Below are 16,894 nucleotides of genomic sequence, written 5' to 3' on the forward strand. Positions count from 1 at the left end.
GACGGCGTGCCGTGCGTCCCGCTCACGGGGTCACCTCCAGGAAGGGGTCGTCCTTGGTCGTGCCGGACGCGGCGATGAGGTCCTGCCGGCTCGGCTTCCGCCCGCGGCCGCCCGGGCCGCGCCCGCGGCGCCGGGTCGGGGTCTGGGTGCCGAACCCGCGGCCGTAGTACCGCTCGACGTAGTGCTGGCCGACCATGAGGACGCTCGTGATGAGCAGGTACCAGATGGCGGCGACCATGAGCAGCGGGATCGGCAGGAACAGGCGGTTGCCGATCGCGTTCGTCGAGTACTGCAGGTCGAGCGTGAACGGCACCGCGAGGACGAGCGACGTCGTCTTGAGCATGGAGATCGTCTCGTTCCCCGTGGGCGGCACGATGACGCGCATGGCCTGCGGCAGCACGATGCGCGTGAGGATCTTGCCGTCCTTCATGCCGAGCGCCTTCGCGGCCTCGGTCTGGCCCGGGTCGACCGACCCCAGGCCAGCGCGCACGATCTCCGCGAGGTACGCCGCCTCGTTGAGCGAGAGCCCGATGAGCGCGCACACGAACGCGGTGAACAGGTCCGCCGTGCGGAACTCGAAGAACTCCGGCCCGAACGGGATGCCGAGGCTCAGGCGCGGGTAGAGCACCGAGATGAGGCCCCAGAACACGAGCTGCGTGTAGATCGGGGTGCCGCGGAAGAACCAGATGTAGCCCCAGCTCACCGACCGCATGACGGGGTTGTCCGAGCGCCGCATGATCGCGAGGAGCACGGCGAGGACGATCGCGATGAGCATCGAGCCGAAGGTCAGCACGAGCGTCCAGCCGACGCCGCGCACGACCGTCACGTCGCGGAAGTACAGCCAGACGACGTCCCACCGGAACTTCTCGTTCGTCAGCAGGGCGTTGGCCGCCATCGCGGCGAGCACGAGCAGCAGGGCGGCGGAGACCCATCGGCCGGGCCGGGGGACGGGGACGGCGTGGATGCGGTCGGGGACCGGGTCGTCGCCCGGTCCGGCGGCGGCGCCGCGGGGGGAGCTACCGGTCGTCATGGTGCACCTCGGGGGGTCGGGGCTCGGGGGGCGAGCCGGGCCGCACGGTCGTCGTCGTCCGCGCGGTCGTTCCCGCCCGCCGGCCGCGGGCGCCGGGTGGGCGCCCGCGGGACGGCGGGACGGACGGGGCTGGCGAGAGGGTCGTCAGCCGACGGACGGGTTGAGCTCGGCGGTCTCCAGGGCCGCGTCGCCGCTGCCCCACGCCCCGAGGATCTCCTCGAGCTGGCCGCTGTCCATGAGGGACTGCAGCGCCGCCTGGATCGCGGCGGCGAGCTCGGTGTCGTCCTTCGCGACGACGACGCCCTGCGGCGCGCTGTCGAACACGTCGCCGAGCTGCTCGAGCTGGCCGCCCGTCTGCTCGACGGCGTAGCCGATGACCGGCGAGTCGGCGTACAGGACCTGCGCCTTGCCGCCCGCGACGTTCGTCGTGGCGTCGGACTGCGAGTCGTACTGGAGGATGTCGATCTTCTCCTCGCCGGCGTCGGTGCACGCCTGGCTCTGGACGGCGATGTCCTCGTCCTGGACCGTGCCCGTCTGCACGGCGACGGTCACCCCGCACAGGCTCTCGGGGTCGATGTCGTCCGGGTTGCCCGACGCGACCGCGTAGGCGGAGCCCGCGTTGAGGAAGGCGATCATGTTCGCCTCCTGCATGCGCTCCTCGGTGATGGTGAACGAGGAGATGCCCGCGTCGTACTTGGTGCCGAGCGCGGGGATGATCGCGGGGAAGTCGGCCGACTGGACCTCGACGTCGAGCCCGAGCGTCGCGCCGACCGCCTTGATGACGTCGATGTCGAACCCGATCGGGGTCTTGCCGTCGGCGTCGATGAACTCGGCGGGCGCGTACTCGGTGTTCGAGCCGACGACGAGCGTCCCCGCGGAGGCGACGTCCTCGGGCAGGAGCGCGGCGGCCGCGTCGTCGACCTCGATCGTCGACGGGTCGAACGACGGCGCCGCCGACGTCTCGTCACCGGAACCCGAGGCGCTGCCGTCCGTCCCGGTCTGGGACGCGTCGGTGCACGCGGCGAGCAGGAGGGTGCTCGTCGCGGCGAGCGCGACGAGACCGGTGAGGGGGAGCTTCCGCGAGGTCGTACGCATGGTGTCTCCGATCGGTGTGGGGCCGGGCAGGGGCAGCGTAGACACCGATCGTCTCCGTCGTGTTACGTCAGCACCCGGCCCGTGAGGGCAGAGGAACGTACGGGGAACAGAGGACCCGGCGGTGCGCGGCACCTGCGCACGAGTGTGGGGCCGTTCGGCCCCGCTCACCAAACCGGCGGGGACATCGACGCCGAACCGTGACGAACCGCACCCGCCCGCCGCGTCGCCCGGCGCGCGGTCGCGCGACGGCGCGGGCCGGCGTCGGCTATGTGTCGCGCTCGACGGGCGCCTCGTCCTCGCGGTGGTCGTCCTCGTCCCCCGGCGGATAGTCCGCACGCTCGGGCTGGGCGCGCAGCCGCAGGATCGCGACGAGCAGCCCGCCCCACACGACGACGATGGCGAGCACGAGCAGGATCACGGCCGAGGTGGTCATCGGGTCTCCTCCCCGTCGGGACCGGTCGTGGTCGTCGTACGGCCGGCGCGGTTGCTGCCTGCCGTCGCACGGCCCGTCGTCCCGCGGCCCGACGGCGCACGTCCCGGGCCCGCCACGGCGTCACCCGGCGGGTACGGCGGCCAGGGGACGAAGTCGTCGGGGCTGCGGCGCCAGCGCAGCGCGGTGAGCACCAGCGCGGCGAGCACCATGAACGCGATCGCGCCCCACCCGACGAGCGCGAGGTACCAGGCGGGGTACCCCTCGTAGCCGTCGACGACGAGCGTGACGATCCGCGACACGAGCATGTAGCCCAGTACGAGCGGGGCCAGGACCGCGACGAGCACCTGCCACCAGGAACCGAGGCGGAACGTCGAGACGGCGTTGAGGTGGTAGCGCAGCTCGGGCCCGCGCCGCAGCACCCACAGCAGGAGCACGGACATGAGCACGGCCGACCCCACGATGCCGACGTTGTTGGCCCACTGGTCGGCGGTGTCGAGGGCGACGAGCCCGGTCGTGGTCGAGAAGAGCAGCACGGAGATGATCGCGCTCACGACGCCGAGGCGCACGGACGCCTGGCGCGGCGTCCAGCCGAACTTCTCCTGGAACCCCGCGGACACGACCTGGAGGATCGACAGGAGCGACGTGAACCCCGCCATGGCGAGGGACCCGAAGAACAGCGCGCCGAAGATCGGCCCGCCCGGCATCTGCGACACGATCGCGGGGAACGTGACGAACGAGAGGATCGGCCCGCTGATGCCCTCGAGCTCCCCCACGCCGACCCCCTGCTCGTGCGCGAGGAACCCGAGCGTCGCGAAGACGCCGATGCCGGCGAGGATCTCGAACGAGGAGTTGGAGAACGCGACGACGAGCCCCGGGGTCGTGAGGTTGGACCGGCGTCGACGGTAGGACGCGTACGTGACCATGATCCCGAACGCGATCGACAGCGAGAAGAAGATCTGGCTGTACGCGGCGATCCACACGTTGGGGTCGCCGAGCGCCGCCCAGTCCGGGGTGAACAGCGCGTTCAGCCCGTCCGCCGCGCCCTCGAGGAACAGCGAGCGCACCACGAGCACCGCGAACGCCACGACGAGCAGCGGCAGGAACACCGTGTTCGCGCGCTGCACGCCCTTCGCGACGCCGAGCGCGAGGACGACGATCGTCACGACCCAGACCGCGACCAGCGGCACGAGCACCGCCGGCACGAACTCGAGGCTGACCCCCGGGTCGGCGAGCCGCAGGTAGTCGCCCGTGAAGAACGCGGCCGGGTCGTCGCCCCACCGCAGGTCGAACGAGAACACGAAGAAGCTCACGGCCCACGCGATGACCGCGGTGTAGTAGAGCGCGATGACGAAGCAGATCATCACCTGGAACCAGCCCAGGCCCTCGAGCCACCGCGCGATCCGCCGGAACGCCGTCGGGGCGGAGCCGCGGAAGCGGTGCCCGACCGCGTAGTCGAGGAACAGGATGGGGATGCCCGCGGTGAGCAGGGCGACGAGGTACGGCACGAGGAACGCCCCGCCCCCGTTCTCGTACGCCACGCCGGGGAACCGCCAGATGTTCCCCAGCCCGACCGCCGAGCCGATGGCCGCGATGATGAAGCCGACCTGCCCGGTCCACTCCTCGCGCGGCTTCTGCGTCGCGGGCTCCCCGCCCGCCGTGCCGGTCGCTGCCACAGTTCTCCTCGGTACCTCTGTCGTGCCGTGCCCGCGCGGGCGCCGCGCGGGTCGGCGCGGCGGCGAGCCTCTCGGTGCTCGGACGACCGTAACGAGCGGTCGGGCACCGTGCGAGCCGGGGCGCGGCGCTCAGCCCGCGAGCAGACGCTCGACGTACCCGCCGAGGAAGCGGCCCTCCGGGTCGTACCGCTGCGCGAGCGCGCCGAAGTCGTCGGCGCGCGGGTAGAGCACCGCGACCGAGCCCGGGTCGTGGACGAGCGCGTGCGAGAGCTTGCCCCAGTGCGGGCGCGCGCCGAGCGGGAGGAGCGCGGCCTCGACGTCGGGCAGGACGCGCGCGACGTCGTCGGGCAGGGGCTTCCACGTGAGGTGCACGCCGACGGCCGGGCCGTCGAACGGGCTGAGCCACAGCGGCTCGGGGTCGGGCGCGACCGTGCGGATCTCCCCCACCTGGAGCAGCGGGGTGACGCGCGGGCCGAGGTCGCGCATCGCGGCGAACGCCTCCTGGGCCCGGCCGCGCGGCACGAGGTACTCCGACTGCAGCTCGGCGCCGTTGCTCGGCGTGAAGTCGAGCCGGAAGTGCGGCAGCCGCTCGTTCCAGGGGCCGGGCTCCCCGAGCTGGGGCGTGCAGTGCACGGGGTCGATGCCGGGCAGGGGGTGCAGCATCGTCGTCGCGGGCGTCGCCCCGAAGAAGTCCGTCCGCGTCACGCCTCGCTCCCCCGGCGCGAGGCGGGACTTGCGCCAGACCTGCTGGACGCCGTCGGGCCCCCAGTCCGTGAAGAGGCTCACCGAGTACGCCGACGCGGTGATCTCGTCGTAGTGCGCCGTCACCGCGTCCCACGGCAGCCCGACGTGCACGTCCTGACGGACGTCGAACGTCGGGACCGTCTCCAGCTCGACGCGCGTCACGACGCCCAGCGCCCCCAGCGCGACGACCGCGCCGGGAAGGTCCGCGTCACCGCGCCGCAGCGTCCGGCGCTCGCCGTCGCCCGTGACGAGCTCCAGCCCGACGACGGCGCTCGCCAGCGAGCCGACCGCGTCGCCCGAGCCGTGGGTCGCCGTCGCGACCGACCCCGCGACCGAGATGTGCGGGAGCGACGCGAGGTTCGCGAGCGCCCGGCCCGCCGCCTGGACGTGCCGCGTCACGTCGCCGTACCGCAGTCCCGCCGCGACCGACACCACGCCCGATGCCGGGTCGATCTCCACGGGGGCGCGGCCGTCGTCGTACCGGTCGAGGACGACGTGCGTGCCCGTCGTGTCCGCGACGTCCCCGAACGAGTGCCGCGACCCCAGGGCCTTGACCCGCGCCGACCGCCGCACGACGTCGGCGAGCTCCTCCGGGTGCGCGGGGTGCGCGACCCCGGCGGACGCGTAGGTGAGGTTCCCGGCCCAGTTGGCGAGACGCGGAGCGTCGGTGTTCGTCACGCCCCCACCCTGCCACCCCTTCGCCCGACCACCCCGGCTCCACCCCCACCCACCCCGTCGAGCACGGGGTGGCCCTGCCGGTCCGGTCGCCGATCCCGTGCCCGGCAGGGCCAGGACCGGGGGTGACCCGGGGGGTGTCCCCCTTCGGGGACGGGGGTGGGCCGGGGTCCGCGGAGCCCGGCGGAACGGTGGGATCGAGGCATGACGACGAGCGCACGACCTCGGCCCGCGACGGCGCGGTCCCGGCACCTGTCCCCCGTCCTGGTCCGGGACGCCCCCGACGACGCGGCGCAGCCCGTGCGCGGCGGGCTCACGGCGTTCTGGGCGCTCACGTTCGGGCTGTCCTGGGCCCCGTGGGGCGCCGCGTGGCTGCTCGGTGGCGACGTGACCGAAACGCTCGTCTTCGCGCTCTACGCGTTCGGTGGCTTCGGGCCGACGCTCGCGGCGATCGTCCTCGCCGGGACCGGTCGCCGCAGCCCGCGCGCCGCACGCTGGGGCGCCGCCGGGCGCTGGTTCCCGGCCGCCGTCGGGCTCGGTGCCGCGCCCGCGGTCGTCGCCGCGCTCGTCGTCCCGTCCCTCGGCGGCCCGACGGCGGACCTGTCGGCCGGTGCGGCGGCCGTCGTCGCGGCCGGCGGCCCGCTCCTGTTCAGCCTCGTCTCGCTGTGCGCGGGGCCGCTGTCGGAGGAGCTCGGGTGGCGCGGCTACGCGCAACCGCGCCTGCGCCGTCAGCTCTCGCCGCTCGCGACCTCCGCCGTGCTCGGCGCCGTGTGGGCGGTGTGGCACCTGCCGCTCTTCGCGCTCACGGGCACCTGGCAGTCGTCGCTCGGGCTCGCGAGCGTCGAGGCAGCGCTGTTCCTGCTCGCGATGATCCCGCTCTCGAGCGCGTACTGGCTGGTCAGCGAGCGCTTGCGCGGCGGGGTCCCGGCGGCCGTCGTGCTGCACCTCGTCGGCAACACCGCCCTGACCTTCCTCGCCGTCACGTCACCGGTCGCGATGGCGGTCTACGTCGGGGTGATCGTGCTGACGGCCGTGCTCGTGCACCTCGTCACGCGCCCGGGCGTGCCCCGGCACTGATCCTGGGCGCCGCAGCACCTCGCCCCCAGTGCACGCGGACCGCGTCCGCCTGGAAGGCGAGCGCCGCCTCCTCCGCGGACGACGGCGCGCGGCGCCACTGCGGCTCGACGACGACGTCGCGCGTCCCGACGACCCAGCGCCACCGCCCGACGACGACGCCGTCGACCGCGACGGCGTGGATGAAGGACCCGAGCCGGTCGCCGAGGTCGACGCCGTCGGCCACGACGACCCCGCGCGTCTCGCCGGAGGACACGAACAGCTCGTCGTAGCTCTGCAGCAGGTCGACGACCGGTCGGGACGGGTCGCCGTCGGGCGCGAGCGCACCGACGAACGGCGCGGGGTCGAGCACGCGCTCCCCGGGGTCGGCGAGCCGCCAGAGCGTCAGCCCTTCGAGAGCCCCCGCCCCGGGCACCGCCACGACCTCGCCGTCGAGGAGGTCGAGCGCGCGCCGCACGTCGGTGAGCGTGAAGCCCGACCACTGCGCGACGTCCTTGACCGTCGCGTACGCGCGGCTCGCGAGGTAGCGGCGCAGCAGCTCGACGAGCGCGGCGTCCCGGTCGAACCGCTCGCCGAGCGGCCCGTAGCCGGGCGGGACGCGGTCGTCGAACGCGGCGTACGTCTGCTGCTTGCCGTCGAGGGGTCCGCTGACCAGCAGCCGGTCGAGCTCGGCGCGCATGAGCACGTAGCCGAGCGCGATGCCCTCCAGCGGGCGGCCGTGGGCGGCGAGCAGCGCGGCCAGCTCGCGGCGCGTGCGGGGGCGCTCCTGCACGGCCGCGACGACGAGGTCGGTCTCCGGCCCGTGCCCCGCGGTCCCCACCTGCCGGTACAGCGTCCCATTCGCCTGGTGCACGCGGGGCGCGCTGAGCTCGAGGAGCCAGCGCGCGTCGTCGGGCCGGACGAGGTGCCACGTGGGCCGCAGCACGTGCGTGCGCAGCACCTCACCGCGGTCGCACGCGGCGACCGCCCCCGCCGCGCCCGGCCGCGCGTCCGGCCGCAGCCGCCGCGTGAGGCCCCACAGCGCGGGGTGGAACTCCTGGCCCTGCACCGCGACGAGATGTCCGACGGCGGTCGGCACGTCGGGCAGGTCGGGCGCGCGGAGCCGGTGCGCGGCGAGGCGCGCCGCGAGGACGCGACGTCCGTCGACGGCCTCGGCGCTCATGGCACCCACCCCGCTCCGGTCACGCCGGTCACCCGGCCCGGGTCACGAGGCCACCAGGTCCGCGGCGGCGACGTCGGTCCCCGTCACGGCCACGCGCACGCCCCCCTCGACCGCGGACACCGAGTCGAGCGCGACGCCGTCGGGCAGGTCGAGCGGGACGCGCAGGTCGGACAGCGCGCCCGAGAGCCCGGACGGCAGGTCGTCGACCGAGACCGTGCCGAGGCCGGTGCGGACCGCGACGACGTCGACCGCGAGCTCGGCCGGGCCGGACACGCGCGGCGTCACGTCGACCGTGATCGTGGTGCCCAGGACCTCGAAGCCCAGGGACAGCACGCCGCTGGTCGCCGCGACGTCGACGTCGAGACCGCTCTGCTCGGCGACGACCTGCTGCAACGACTCCGCCGCGATGACGCCCGACGCCGTCCCGGACGCGATCCGGTACGGCTCCGACGTGCTCACACCGTCGGCCTCGACCTGGAGGTCGGAGATCGCGTAGCCGCCGAACGACGCGGAGTCCGCGGAGCCCGTGACGTGCGTCAGCGACCCGCGCACGAGCTGCGTGAGGAACGGGAAGCCGGTGATGTCGATCTGGGCGCCGGACACGTCGTCGGCCTGCTGCTCGAACGCCGTGACCGCACCGCGCTCGGCGGCCCCCACCGCCACCCGGTCCGCCACGACGGCGACCGCCACCAGCACCACGAGCGTCACGAGCAGGCCCACCAGTCGCTTCATGCGCCCACCCTAGGTCCGCCGACCACGACCTTGCCGTCGTACTGACGCTCGTGGCGCCGGCAAGATCGTGCTCAACGCGGGGTGTCGTCGTGCTCGGCCCGGACGTAGATTCCGAGCATGACCTCTCCTCGGCACCCCTTCCGCATCGGCGTCCAGCTCCAGCCGCAGCACGCCGACTACGCCCAGATCCGCGACGCCGTGCTGCGCGCGGAGGACCTGGGCGTCGACGTCATCTTCAACTGGGACCACTTCTTCCCGCTCACGGGCGACCCCGACGGCAAGCACTTCGAGTGCTGGACCATGCTCGGGGCGTGGGCCGAGCAGACCGAGCGCGTCGAGATCGGCGCCCTCGTCACGTGCAACAGCTACCGCAACCCGGACCTCCTCGCCGACATGGCGCGGACGGTCGACCACATCAGCGGCGGTCGTCTGATCCTCGGGATCGGCGCGGGCTGGTTCGAGAAGGACTACGACCGGTTCGGGTACGAGTTCGGCACCGCGGGCGGGCGCATCGCCGACCTCGCCGACGCGCTCCCGCGCATCAAGGCCCGCTGGGCGGCGTCGAACCCCGCGCCGACCCGGGACATCCCGGTGCTCGTCGGCGGAGGCGGGGAGCGCAAGACGCTGCGCGTCGTCGCGGAGCACGCGGACGTCTGGCACTCGTTCGGCGACGCGGAGACGCTCGCGCGCAAGAGCGGGATCCTCGACGAGCACGGCGAGGCCGTGGGACGCGACACCGCCGCGCTCGTCGAGCGGTCGGTCGCCGTGTCCCGGCCGCCGGCGGAGTCCGCGGACGCGCTCGTCGCCGCGGGCGCGACCCTGTTCACCGTCGGCACGAGCGGGCCGGACTACGACCTGTCGCTCGTGCGCGAGTGGGTCGCCTGGCGCGACGCCCGGGACTGACCCCGGCGGGCGCTGCCCCAGGCGCCGACGCCGACGCCGACCACGGTGCCGAGCACGGGGTTGCCGTCGTTCTGACGCCCAGGACGACAGCAACCCCGTGCTCGGCGGGGCGGTGCGGTCAGAACAGGGCTCGCGCCAGGTTCGACAGGGCCGCGTGGACCTCCGAGCGCAGGCCGTCGTCGGCCGCGACGACCGCCACGCCGACGCCGACCACGACGATCAGGAGCCCTGCGCGCCACCACCACGGCGACCGGTGCACCGTCCGCCCTCCCGTCGTTCTCGTCCCCCGCGGTCAGTACGACAGCGTGCGCCAGGGCGACGACTCGGTGTCGAGCAGCCGTCGGACGGCGCGCTTGAAGTCGGGCAGGTCCTGGTCGACCGGGGTGCGGTTGCCCGCGGACCAGAACGCGCGCCCCGCGAGGAACCCGTCGCCGAACTGCTCCCACGACGCGTACGCGGGGCGCGACATCGCGACGGCCTCCTCGATCGCGGCCCACGCCCGCTCCGGGGTGACGAACCCGGCGTCGACCGCGAGGCGGCTGACGTGCACGACCCGCGCCGCGTCCCACGCCGCGATCGACGGCGGCAGCGGGTCGGCCAGCTCGCCGTGCCCGCCCGTCTGCGCCGACGCGCTCCACCCCTGGTAGAACGTCACCGCGCGCTCGGGGTCGAGGCCCCGCGCCGTCGCCTCCTGCCGTGCCTGGGCGACGTGCTGGTCCGCCGCGCCCTTCGCGTCGCGACGGCTCAGACGGCCCGAGTACAGCTCCTCGACCTTCGGCATCGCGATCGCGTAGTAGCCCCGGTGCCCCTGGGTGAGGAGGAACTCGTACGTGCGCTCGACGTCGTCCGCGCCCCGCACGTCCCACCCGGCCGCGAGCGGCTTCGCGGCCGTGCGCGCGTCGGCCTCCACGGTCAGCGCGTTGATCGGCAGCACGCCCTCGACGGCGTAGACCGCACCGAGCGCGAGCCCGCGCTGCTGCGCCGGCGTGAGCGGCGGGGCGTCCTCCTTCGCGTAGAGGTCCGCCGTCGTCGAGAACATCTCCTTGAGCTTGTCGAACAGCCCCACCGGTCGCTCCTTCGTCCCGCCGCGCCCCGCGCGGACCCTCGCGCCGCGGACGTCGCGGCCTGCGGAGAGCCTGGCGACGCCGCGCGCCCGCGGCACGCATCCCGAACGATCCCGAACGGCCGGACGCTCGTCTGACCCGCCCGGGCTCGTCGCCCGGCGGCCCCGCACGCCACGGTCACGTCGCCGGGCGAGCACGCCGCGCAGCGGCGGGCGGCCGTCGCTAGCCTGGCGCCGTGCCCCCCGACCCGCCGCCGTCCCCCGTGGGCGCAGGGTCGGTGGACGAGCTCGCCGCGCGGTTGCGCGCGCTGCGGGCGTGGGCCGGCGATCCCTCGTACACCGAGATCGCGCGGCGCGTCGGCGCGCTCCGCACCGCCCGGGGCGTCCCCGTCGCGGAGGCGCGCCCGGGGCGCGTCACCGTCTACGACGTCTTCCGGGAGGGCCGCTCGCGGCTCGACGTCGACCTGCTCGCGGACGTCGCGCACGTCCTCGGCGACCGCCGGCCCGCGGCGTGGCGTGCCGCGTACCGGACGGCGACCGTCCCCGCGGCCGCTCCGGAGCCCGCTCTCCCGCCGAGCGTCCGGCTGGGACCGATCGTGCCCGACGGGCCGCTCGTCGGTCGGGCCGACGAGGTCGCGCGGCTCGCGGCGGCGCTCACCGCCCCGCCCCAGGAGTCCTCGCGGGAGCGACCGCGCGTCGTGACGGTCACGGGCCTGCCCGGGTCGGGCACGACGAGCGTCGCGCTCGCCGCGGCCCGCGAGGTCCCGGCCGACGTCGTCGCGCTCGTCGACCTGCACGGGGAGGCGGACGGCCCGCGCCCGGCCGCCGTCGTGCTCGACGCGCTGCTCCAGGCGCTCGGCGCACCCCCGCCCGACGCGCAGGCGCGCGACCTCCCTGCGCTCGCCGCCGCGCTCGCGACCGCGCTCGACGGGCGCCGCGCGACGATCGTCCTCGACGACGTGACCGATCCCGCCCAGGCCGCCGACGTCGTCGGGCACCTGCCCGCTACCGCGCGCGTGGTGGTGGCGGCGCACCGCGTCGTCGGGCTGCCCGGGGAGGCCGCCACGACCCTCGCGCCCCTCGGCGCGGACGACGCCCGCGCGCTGCTCGCGGCGCGCGTCGGCCAGGACCGCACCGCCGCGGAGCCCGAGGCCACCGCCCGCCTCGTGCGCGCGTCCGGAGGGCTCCCTGCGGCGCTGGCGCAGATCGCCGACGACGTCCGCGCGCGACCCGGCTGGTCGCTCGCCGACCACGTCCGCCGGGTCGAGGACCTCCCGGGGCCGGCCCTCCACCCCGCGCTCGCCGCCGTGCACCGCCGTCTGCCCGCCGACCACGCCCGCGCCCTGCGCCTGCTCGCCCTCGTCCCGGTACCGCTCGACGCGGACGAGGTCCCCGTGCTCCTCGGCGTCTCGACGAGCGAGAGCCGCGACGCGCTCGCCGCCCTGGGCCGCTGGCACCTCGTCGCGGCCGGGTCGCGCGGGGAGGTCGTCGTGCCCGACGCCGTGCGCACCCTCGCCGCCGACCTCGCCCGGACGGACGACCCGTTCTCGGCGCGGGCGTCCGCCGTCGGGCGGCTCGCCGCGCGCCTGCTCGACGACGCCCGGCCGGCCGTGCACGCGACGTCGCCCCACCACGACGCGGCCGGGCCGGGCGTCGGGACGAGCACAGAGACCGGCACAGCGGCGGGCACAGCGGCGGGCGGAGGGGCGGGCGACGCGCATCCCGGCCGCACGGCGGACGCCGCCGTCGCGTGGCTCGACGCGCACCGCGCCCTGCTCGTCGCGACGTCGGCGCTCGCCGCGGAGCACGAGCTCGCCGACCCGGTGACCGACCTCTCCGCCCTGCTCGCGCCGTACCTCGACTCGGCGGGGCGCTGGAACGACGCGGTCGCGGTGCACACGGCGGCGGTCGAGCACGGGCGGCCCTCCGGGCGGTCCCAGGCCGGGCGCGACCTCGGGCGCGCGCTCGAGAGGCTCGGCCGGTACGACGAGGCGCTCGCCCAGCTCGTCCGCTCGCTCGAGCGCGGCGACGACCCCCGCCCCGGCCAGACGCTCAACCGCGTCGGCAACGTGTACAAGCGCCTCGGGCGGTTCGACGAGGCCGAGACCGCGTACCGCGACGCCGCCGCCGGGGCGCGGACCGCGGGCGACCCGGTGAGCGAGGGCCGCGCCGTCGGGAACCTCGCGGACGTGCACCGCATCCTCGGCCGGCACGACGACGCGCGCGCCGGCTACGACCGGGCGCTCACGCTGTCGCGGCGGGTCGGCGACGCCCTGAACGTCGCGATCGTGTCGAGCAACGCGGCGATCCTCTCGGAGGCGGAGGGCGCGCTCGACCGCGCGCTCGCGCTCCACCGCGACGCGCTCGCGAGCGCGGTCTCCCTGGGGGACGCGGGGCTGGCGACACGGGCACGGGTGCACGTGGGTCGGCTCCTCGCACGCTGCGACGCGGCGGGGGCCGGGGTCCTGGAGCTGCGTGCCGCGGTCGACGCGGCCGTCGGGCTCGGCGACCCCGACGCGGAGGCGGAGGCCCGCAGCGCCCTCGCGACCGCGCTGCTCGCCGCGGGCTCCGTCGCCGAGGCGGTGTCCGTGGGCGAGGCCGCCGTCGACCTGGCGCGCCGCGTGCGCGCACGTCTCGTCGAGACGGAGGCGCTGAACGCGCTCGGGGAGGCCGTGCTCGCCGCGGGCGACGCCGCCCGCGCGGCGAGCCTGCACCATGCGGCCCAGGTGCTCGCCGTCGAGCTCGACGACGTCGCCGAGGAAGCCCGTGCGCGGCGCGGTCTCGCAGCCGCGAGGCACGGGCTCGGCGGCGGCGACGGCGACGGCGACCGTGACCGTGACCGTGACCGTGACCGCGACCGCGACCGCGACCGCGACCGCGAGCATGACGGCGAGGCGCGCGGCACCGGCTGAGACCGCTCCGTCGTCTCAGCATCCGATCGCGTACGGCGTCCGGGAACATGCGGGACCCCCTGCGGGGTTGCCGCTGTCATGGCCTCCACTCCCCCCGCGACCTCGGTGCCGACCGCGCCCGTCGCCGCCCCGTCGGGCACCGGCTCCACGAGCTTCGCCGCTCCCTCCCGACCCGGGCGCGTCAGCGCGGGGCTCGTCCTGCTGCTCTCCGCGCTCACCGCGATCGGGCCGCTGACGATCGACCTCTACCTCTCCGCGTTCCCGCGCATCGTCGACGAGCTCGGCACGACCGAGTCCCGCGTCCAGCTCACGCTCACCGCGACGCTCGCCGGCCTCGCCCTCGGGCAGCTCCTCATCGGGTCGGTCTCCGACGCGGTCGGGCGCCGCGCTCCCCTCCTGGTGTCGCTCGCGGTGTACGTCGCGGCGTCGGCCGGGATCGTCTTCGCCGGTTCGGTCGCCGCGCTCACGGGGCTCCGGTTCGTGCAGGGCCTCTCCGCAGCCGCCGGGATGGTGCTGTCCATGGCGATCGTGCGCGACTCGTTCGAGGGCTACCAGATCGGCAAGGTCATCGCGCGGCTCATGCTGGTCGTGGGCGTCGCGCCCATCCTCGCGCCGACCATCGGCGCGCAGTTCCTGCGGCTCGGGTCGTGGCGCGGCATGTTCGTCGCGCTCGCCGCCGTGGGCGCCGTGCTCTTCGTGCTCGTGCTCCTGCGGCTGCGCGAGACGCTGCCCGTCGAACGTCGCCGCAGCGGCGGGACCGTCGCCGCGCTGCGCTCGTACGGCTCGCTCCTCGGGGACTGGTCGTTCATCGGCCTCGCGCTCATCGCCGGCTTCTACATGGCCGCGATGTTCACGTACATCTCCGCGTCGACGTTCGTGTTCCAGGACTTCTACGGGATGTCCGCGCAGCAGTACGCGATCGTCTTCGGCGTGGGCGCGGTCTCCGTGACGGCGGGCAGCCAGATCAACGGCGCGCTCGTCGGGCGCGTCACGCCCGAGCGCATCCTCCAGGGTGCGGTCGCGGCCGGGTTCGTCCTCTCGGGCGGGCTGCTCGTCGCCGCGCTCGCCGGTGGCGGGCTCGCGTGGCTCGTCCCGCTCATCGTGCTCACGCTCGGCACCGCGGGCTTCGTCATGCCGTCCGTGCCGGCCATCGCGCTCGAGCGCAACGCGCACCGCGCCGGCAGCGCCGCGGCGCTCATCGGCGCGTTCCAGTTCGGCGTCGGGGCGGTCGTCGCGCCCGTGACGGGCCTGCTCGGCGGGTCTCCGCCGGTGACGATGGCCGCGGTGATGTTCGGCGTCGTCGTGGTCGCGGGCGCGGTGCTGCTCGGCCTGCGGCACACGTTCGGCGCGCCGCTCCCGGCCGACGCCGCGGGCTCCCTCGGCGCTCCCGACCCCGCCGTCGCTGTCCCCTCCCCGGCCACGGAACTCCCGGACGCGCCCGCCGAGGCCACCGTCCCGGCCGCCGTCGAGCCCCACGACGCCACGGCGCTCGCCGGCGCGACGGCGCCGACGAACCGCCGGGCCTGACGGCCGACCCCGCCCCTGCCGCCCGCCGAGCACGGGGTCGGCGACCGGATCGCTCCGATTCCGGTCGCGGACCCCGTGCTCGGCGGGCGGGGGCGCGGAGAGGTGGGGGGCACGGGCAGGATGGGCGGGTGACGCCCGACGACCCCGACTACCCGCTCGCGGCCCGGACGGCGCCGACGCTCGCGGCGCTGGACGCCCACCTCGTCGAGTGCCGGGCGTGCCCGCGACTCGTGGCGTGGCGCGAGCACGTCGCCGACGTCAAGCGGGCGTCGTTCCGCGACGACGACTACTGGGCCCGCCCCGTCCCCGGGTTCGGTGACGAGCGCGCGGGGATCGTCGTCGTCGGGCTCGCGCCCGCCGCGCACGGGGCCAACCGCACCGGCCGCATGTTCACGGGCGACCGCAGCGGCGACTTCCTCTTCGCCGCCATGCACCGCACGGGCCTCGCCAACCAGGCGACGTCGGTCTCCGCCGACGACGGCCTCCGCCTCACCGGGATCCGCGTCACCGCACCGGTGCGGTGCGCGCCGCCGGACAACAAACCGACCCCGGAGGAACGGCGCCGCTGCGGCCCGTACCTCGCGCGTGAGGTCGAGCTGCTGGGTTCCTCGGTGCGCGTCGCCGTCGTGCTGGGCGGGTTCGGGTGGCAGGCGCTGCTCTCGACGCTCGCCGAGCAGGGCTGGGCCGTCCCGCGTCCGCGGCCCCGGTTCGCGCACGGCGCGAAGGTGACGCTGCGCCGGGCCGTCCCTCGCCCCAGCCCGGAGGCGTCGCTCCCCGGCCTCGTGCCCGACGGCGGCCCCCCGCACCCGGAGCAGACCCTCACCCTGCTCGGGTGCTTCCACGTGAGCCAGCAGAACACGTTCACCGGCCGGCTCACGCCGCAGATGCTCGACGACGTGCTGCTGCGAGCGCGCGAGCTCGCGGGCCTCGGCGCGCCGGCCTGACGTGCGCGGGCCCCACCGCGCACGGTGGCGAGCCGCCGGACGCTACGGGTCGCGCGCCCCGACCGCCGTAGGCTAGCGGGCGGCGGTGGCCGGGGACTGGCGGCGCGGTGCGTCGGCCCAGCGGCGGCGCTCCGCCACGCGCGGGGCGACGCGGCCGACGAGCCGGAGCTGCTCCCGGCGCGCGATGACCTCCATGCGCCGCAGCTCGCGCTCGAGCGGGGACGATGCTGCTGACATTGCTGCTCTCCTTCGACGGCTCCCGGTCGACACCGCCGGTCGCGGCCGTTCCGGGACGGCGCGACGCCCGCGGACGTCGCTCTGCTCCCCGAGGAGAGAAGGATGCGGGGCGAGTTCGTGACATCCGGCCCCGGCCGGTCCGGACCCCGAGCGCCGAGGCGCGAGCCGTGGGCCGTGGGCCGTGGGCCGTGGGCCGTGGGCCGTGGGCCGTGGGCCGTGGGCCGTGGGCAAGCCTCGCGGGAGCGCGCCCGCTACGCCGTCGGGCGGGCGGACTCCTCGTACTGCTCGACGAACTCCCCCGTCGGCGGGATCGGGGTGATGACGTCCACGAGCACCCCGTTCGGGTCGGCCGTGATGAAGTGCCGCTGCCCGAACGCCTCGTCGCGCAACGAGCGCAGGATCGGCAGGCCGGCGGCGACGAGACGGGCGTGCACGGTGTCGACGTCCTCGACCTCGAGATTGAGCAGGAGCCCGCCCGCACGACCTCGGCCGCTCTCCGGGATCGTCTCGTGGTCGCCGTCGAGCACGGCGAGGTTCACCGACGGGTCGTGCGCGGACTGGAGGTGGACGTACCAGTCGCTCGTGAAGAGCGGCCGGAAGTCCAGGTGGTCGCGGTAGAACGCGACGGTCCCGGCGACGTCGTCGGTCATGAGCACCGGGTACCAGCTCGTGATGTGCACGGTCTTCTCC

The 16,894-nt window shown here is 75.6% G+C and carries 16 protein-coding genes; 5 read left to right on the forward strand and 11 right to left on the reverse strand.

All coding sequences use genetic code 11. The annotated features are described in order from the left end of the window. Window positions 1-22 precede the first annotated feature (22 nt). The 5 genes from ABIE39_RS07865 to ABIE39_RS07885 form a co-directional block, all read right to left on the reverse strand. Window positions 23-1,030 carry an ABC transporter permease subunit gene (locus tag ABIE39_RS07865; protein WP_175009720.1) on the reverse strand — a complete coding sequence of 336 codons (1,008 nt, stop codon included), beginning with the start codon at window positions 1,028-1,030 and terminating at the stop codon, window positions 23-25. A gap of 144 nt (window positions 1,031-1,174) precedes the next feature. After that, window positions 1,175-2,125 carry a transporter substrate-binding domain-containing protein gene (locus ABIE39_RS07870; RefSeq protein WP_175009721.1) on the reverse strand — a complete coding sequence of 317 codons (951 nt, stop codon included), beginning with the start codon at window positions 2,123-2,125 and terminating at the stop codon, window positions 1,175-1,177. Between the two features lie 265 nt (window positions 2,126-2,390). Further along, window positions 2,391-2,558, reverse strand: coding sequence for a methionine/alanine import family NSS transporter small subunit (locus ABIE39_RS07875; protein WP_081600093.1), 168 nt, complete (start codon window positions 2,556-2,558; stop codon window positions 2,391-2,393). After that, window positions 2,555-4,231, reverse strand: a complete 1,677-nt coding sequence (locus tag ABIE39_RS07880) for a sodium-dependent transporter (protein WP_354051204.1) — start codon at window positions 4,229-4,231, stop codon at window positions 2,555-2,557. The genes ABIE39_RS07875 and ABIE39_RS07880 overlap by 4 nt, the downstream gene beginning before the upstream one ends. Window positions 4,232-4,360: 129 nt before the next feature. Then, window positions 4,361-5,653: an FAD-binding protein gene (locus ABIE39_RS07885; protein ID WP_175009723.1), complete on the reverse strand. Its 1,293-nt coding sequence runs from the start codon at window positions 5,651-5,653 to the stop codon at window positions 4,361-4,363. 201 nt (window positions 5,654-5,854) lie between these two features. Here ABIE39_RS07885 and ABIE39_RS07890 point away from each other — a divergent pair, with 201 nt between their 5' ends. After that, on the forward strand, window positions 5,855-6,727 hold the full coding sequence (locus ABIE39_RS07890) for a CPBP family glutamic-type intramembrane protease (RefSeq protein ID WP_175009724.1): 873 nt from the start codon (window positions 5,855-5,857) through the stop codon (window positions 6,725-6,727). Here ABIE39_RS07890 and ABIE39_RS07895 read toward each other — a convergent pair. Together ABIE39_RS07895 and ABIE39_RS07900 are read right to left on the reverse strand one after the other, a co-directional pair. Then, window positions 6,699-7,886: a DNA glycosylase AlkZ-like family protein gene (locus ABIE39_RS07895; RefSeq protein WP_209829010.1), complete on the reverse strand. Its 1,188-nt coding sequence runs from the start codon at window positions 7,884-7,886 to the stop codon at window positions 6,699-6,701. The genes ABIE39_RS07890 and ABIE39_RS07895 overlap by 29 nt on opposite strands. Before the next feature lie 42 nt (window positions 7,887-7,928). After that, window positions 7,929-8,618 carry an LmeA family phospholipid-binding protein gene (locus ABIE39_RS07900; RefSeq protein WP_209829012.1) on the reverse strand — a complete coding sequence of 230 codons (690 nt, stop codon included), beginning with the start codon at window positions 8,616-8,618 and terminating at the stop codon, window positions 7,929-7,931. Between the two features lie 117 nt (window positions 8,619-8,735). On the opposite strand from ABIE39_RS07900, the gene ABIE39_RS07905 reads away from it, so the two are divergent. Then, the gene (locus ABIE39_RS07905) at window positions 8,736-9,521 is read left to right on the forward strand and encodes an LLM class F420-dependent oxidoreductase (RefSeq protein WP_354051207.1); all 786 of its coding nucleotides are present in this window, start codon (window positions 8,736-8,738) and stop codon (window positions 9,519-9,521) included. Between the two features lie 118 nt (window positions 9,522-9,639). Here the strand turns inward: ABIE39_RS07905 and ABIE39_RS07910 are convergent, their stop codons facing one another. Together ABIE39_RS07910 and ABIE39_RS07915 are read right to left on the reverse strand one after the other, a co-directional pair. Then, window positions 9,640-9,780 carry a hypothetical protein gene (locus ABIE39_RS07910; RefSeq protein WP_186810483.1) on the reverse strand — a complete coding sequence of 47 codons (141 nt, stop codon included), beginning with the start codon at window positions 9,778-9,780 and terminating at the stop codon, window positions 9,640-9,642. A gap of 33 nt (window positions 9,781-9,813) precedes the next feature. Then, window positions 9,814-10,587, reverse strand: coding sequence for a DUF1266 domain-containing protein (locus ABIE39_RS07915; protein WP_354051209.1), 774 nt, complete (start codon window positions 10,585-10,587; stop codon window positions 9,814-9,816). 233 nt (window positions 10,588-10,820) lie between these two features. On the opposite strand from ABIE39_RS07915, the gene ABIE39_RS07920 reads away from it, so the two are divergent. From ABIE39_RS07920 to ABIE39_RS07930, 3 genes are all read left to right on the forward strand, one after another. Further along, on the forward strand, window positions 10,821-13,496 hold the full coding sequence (locus ABIE39_RS07920) for a tetratricopeptide repeat protein (protein ID WP_354051211.1): 2,676 nt from the start codon (window positions 10,821-10,823) through the stop codon (window positions 13,494-13,496). 78 nt (window positions 13,497-13,574) lie between these two features. Then, on the forward strand, window positions 13,575-15,023 hold the full coding sequence (locus tag ABIE39_RS07925; RefSeq protein ID WP_354051213.1) for a multidrug effflux MFS transporter: 1,449 nt from the start codon (window positions 13,575-13,577) through the stop codon (window positions 15,021-15,023). 128 nt (window positions 15,024-15,151) lie between these two features. Next, entirely contained in the window at window positions 15,152-15,967 is an 816-nt protein-coding gene (locus tag ABIE39_RS07930) for a uracil-DNA glycosylase (RefSeq protein WP_209829018.1), read from the forward strand. Window positions 15,968-16,039: 72 nt separating this feature from the next. On the opposite strand, the gene ABIE39_RS07935 is transcribed toward ABIE39_RS07930, so the two are convergent. Together ABIE39_RS07935 and ABIE39_RS07940 are read right to left on the reverse strand one after the other, a co-directional pair. Further along, complete coding sequence (locus tag ABIE39_RS07935; RefSeq protein ID WP_157446563.1) at window positions 16,040-16,204, reverse strand: hypothetical protein; 165 nt, start codon at window positions 16,202-16,204, stop codon at window positions 16,040-16,042. Between the two features lie 251 nt (window positions 16,205-16,455). Further along, window positions 16,456-16,884 (reverse strand): VOC family protein, encoded by a 429-nt coding sequence (locus ABIE39_RS07940; protein WP_354051215.1) that lies wholly within the window; start codon window positions 16,882-16,884, stop codon window positions 16,456-16,458. Window positions 16,885-16,894 lie beyond the last annotated feature (10 nt).

It is taken from the genome of Cellulosimicrobium sp. 4261 (assembly GCF_040546915.1).
In the GTDB taxonomy this organism is placed as follows: Bacteria; Actinomycetota; Actinomycetes; order Actinomycetales; family Cellulomonadaceae; genus Cellulosimicrobium; species Cellulosimicrobium cinnabarinum.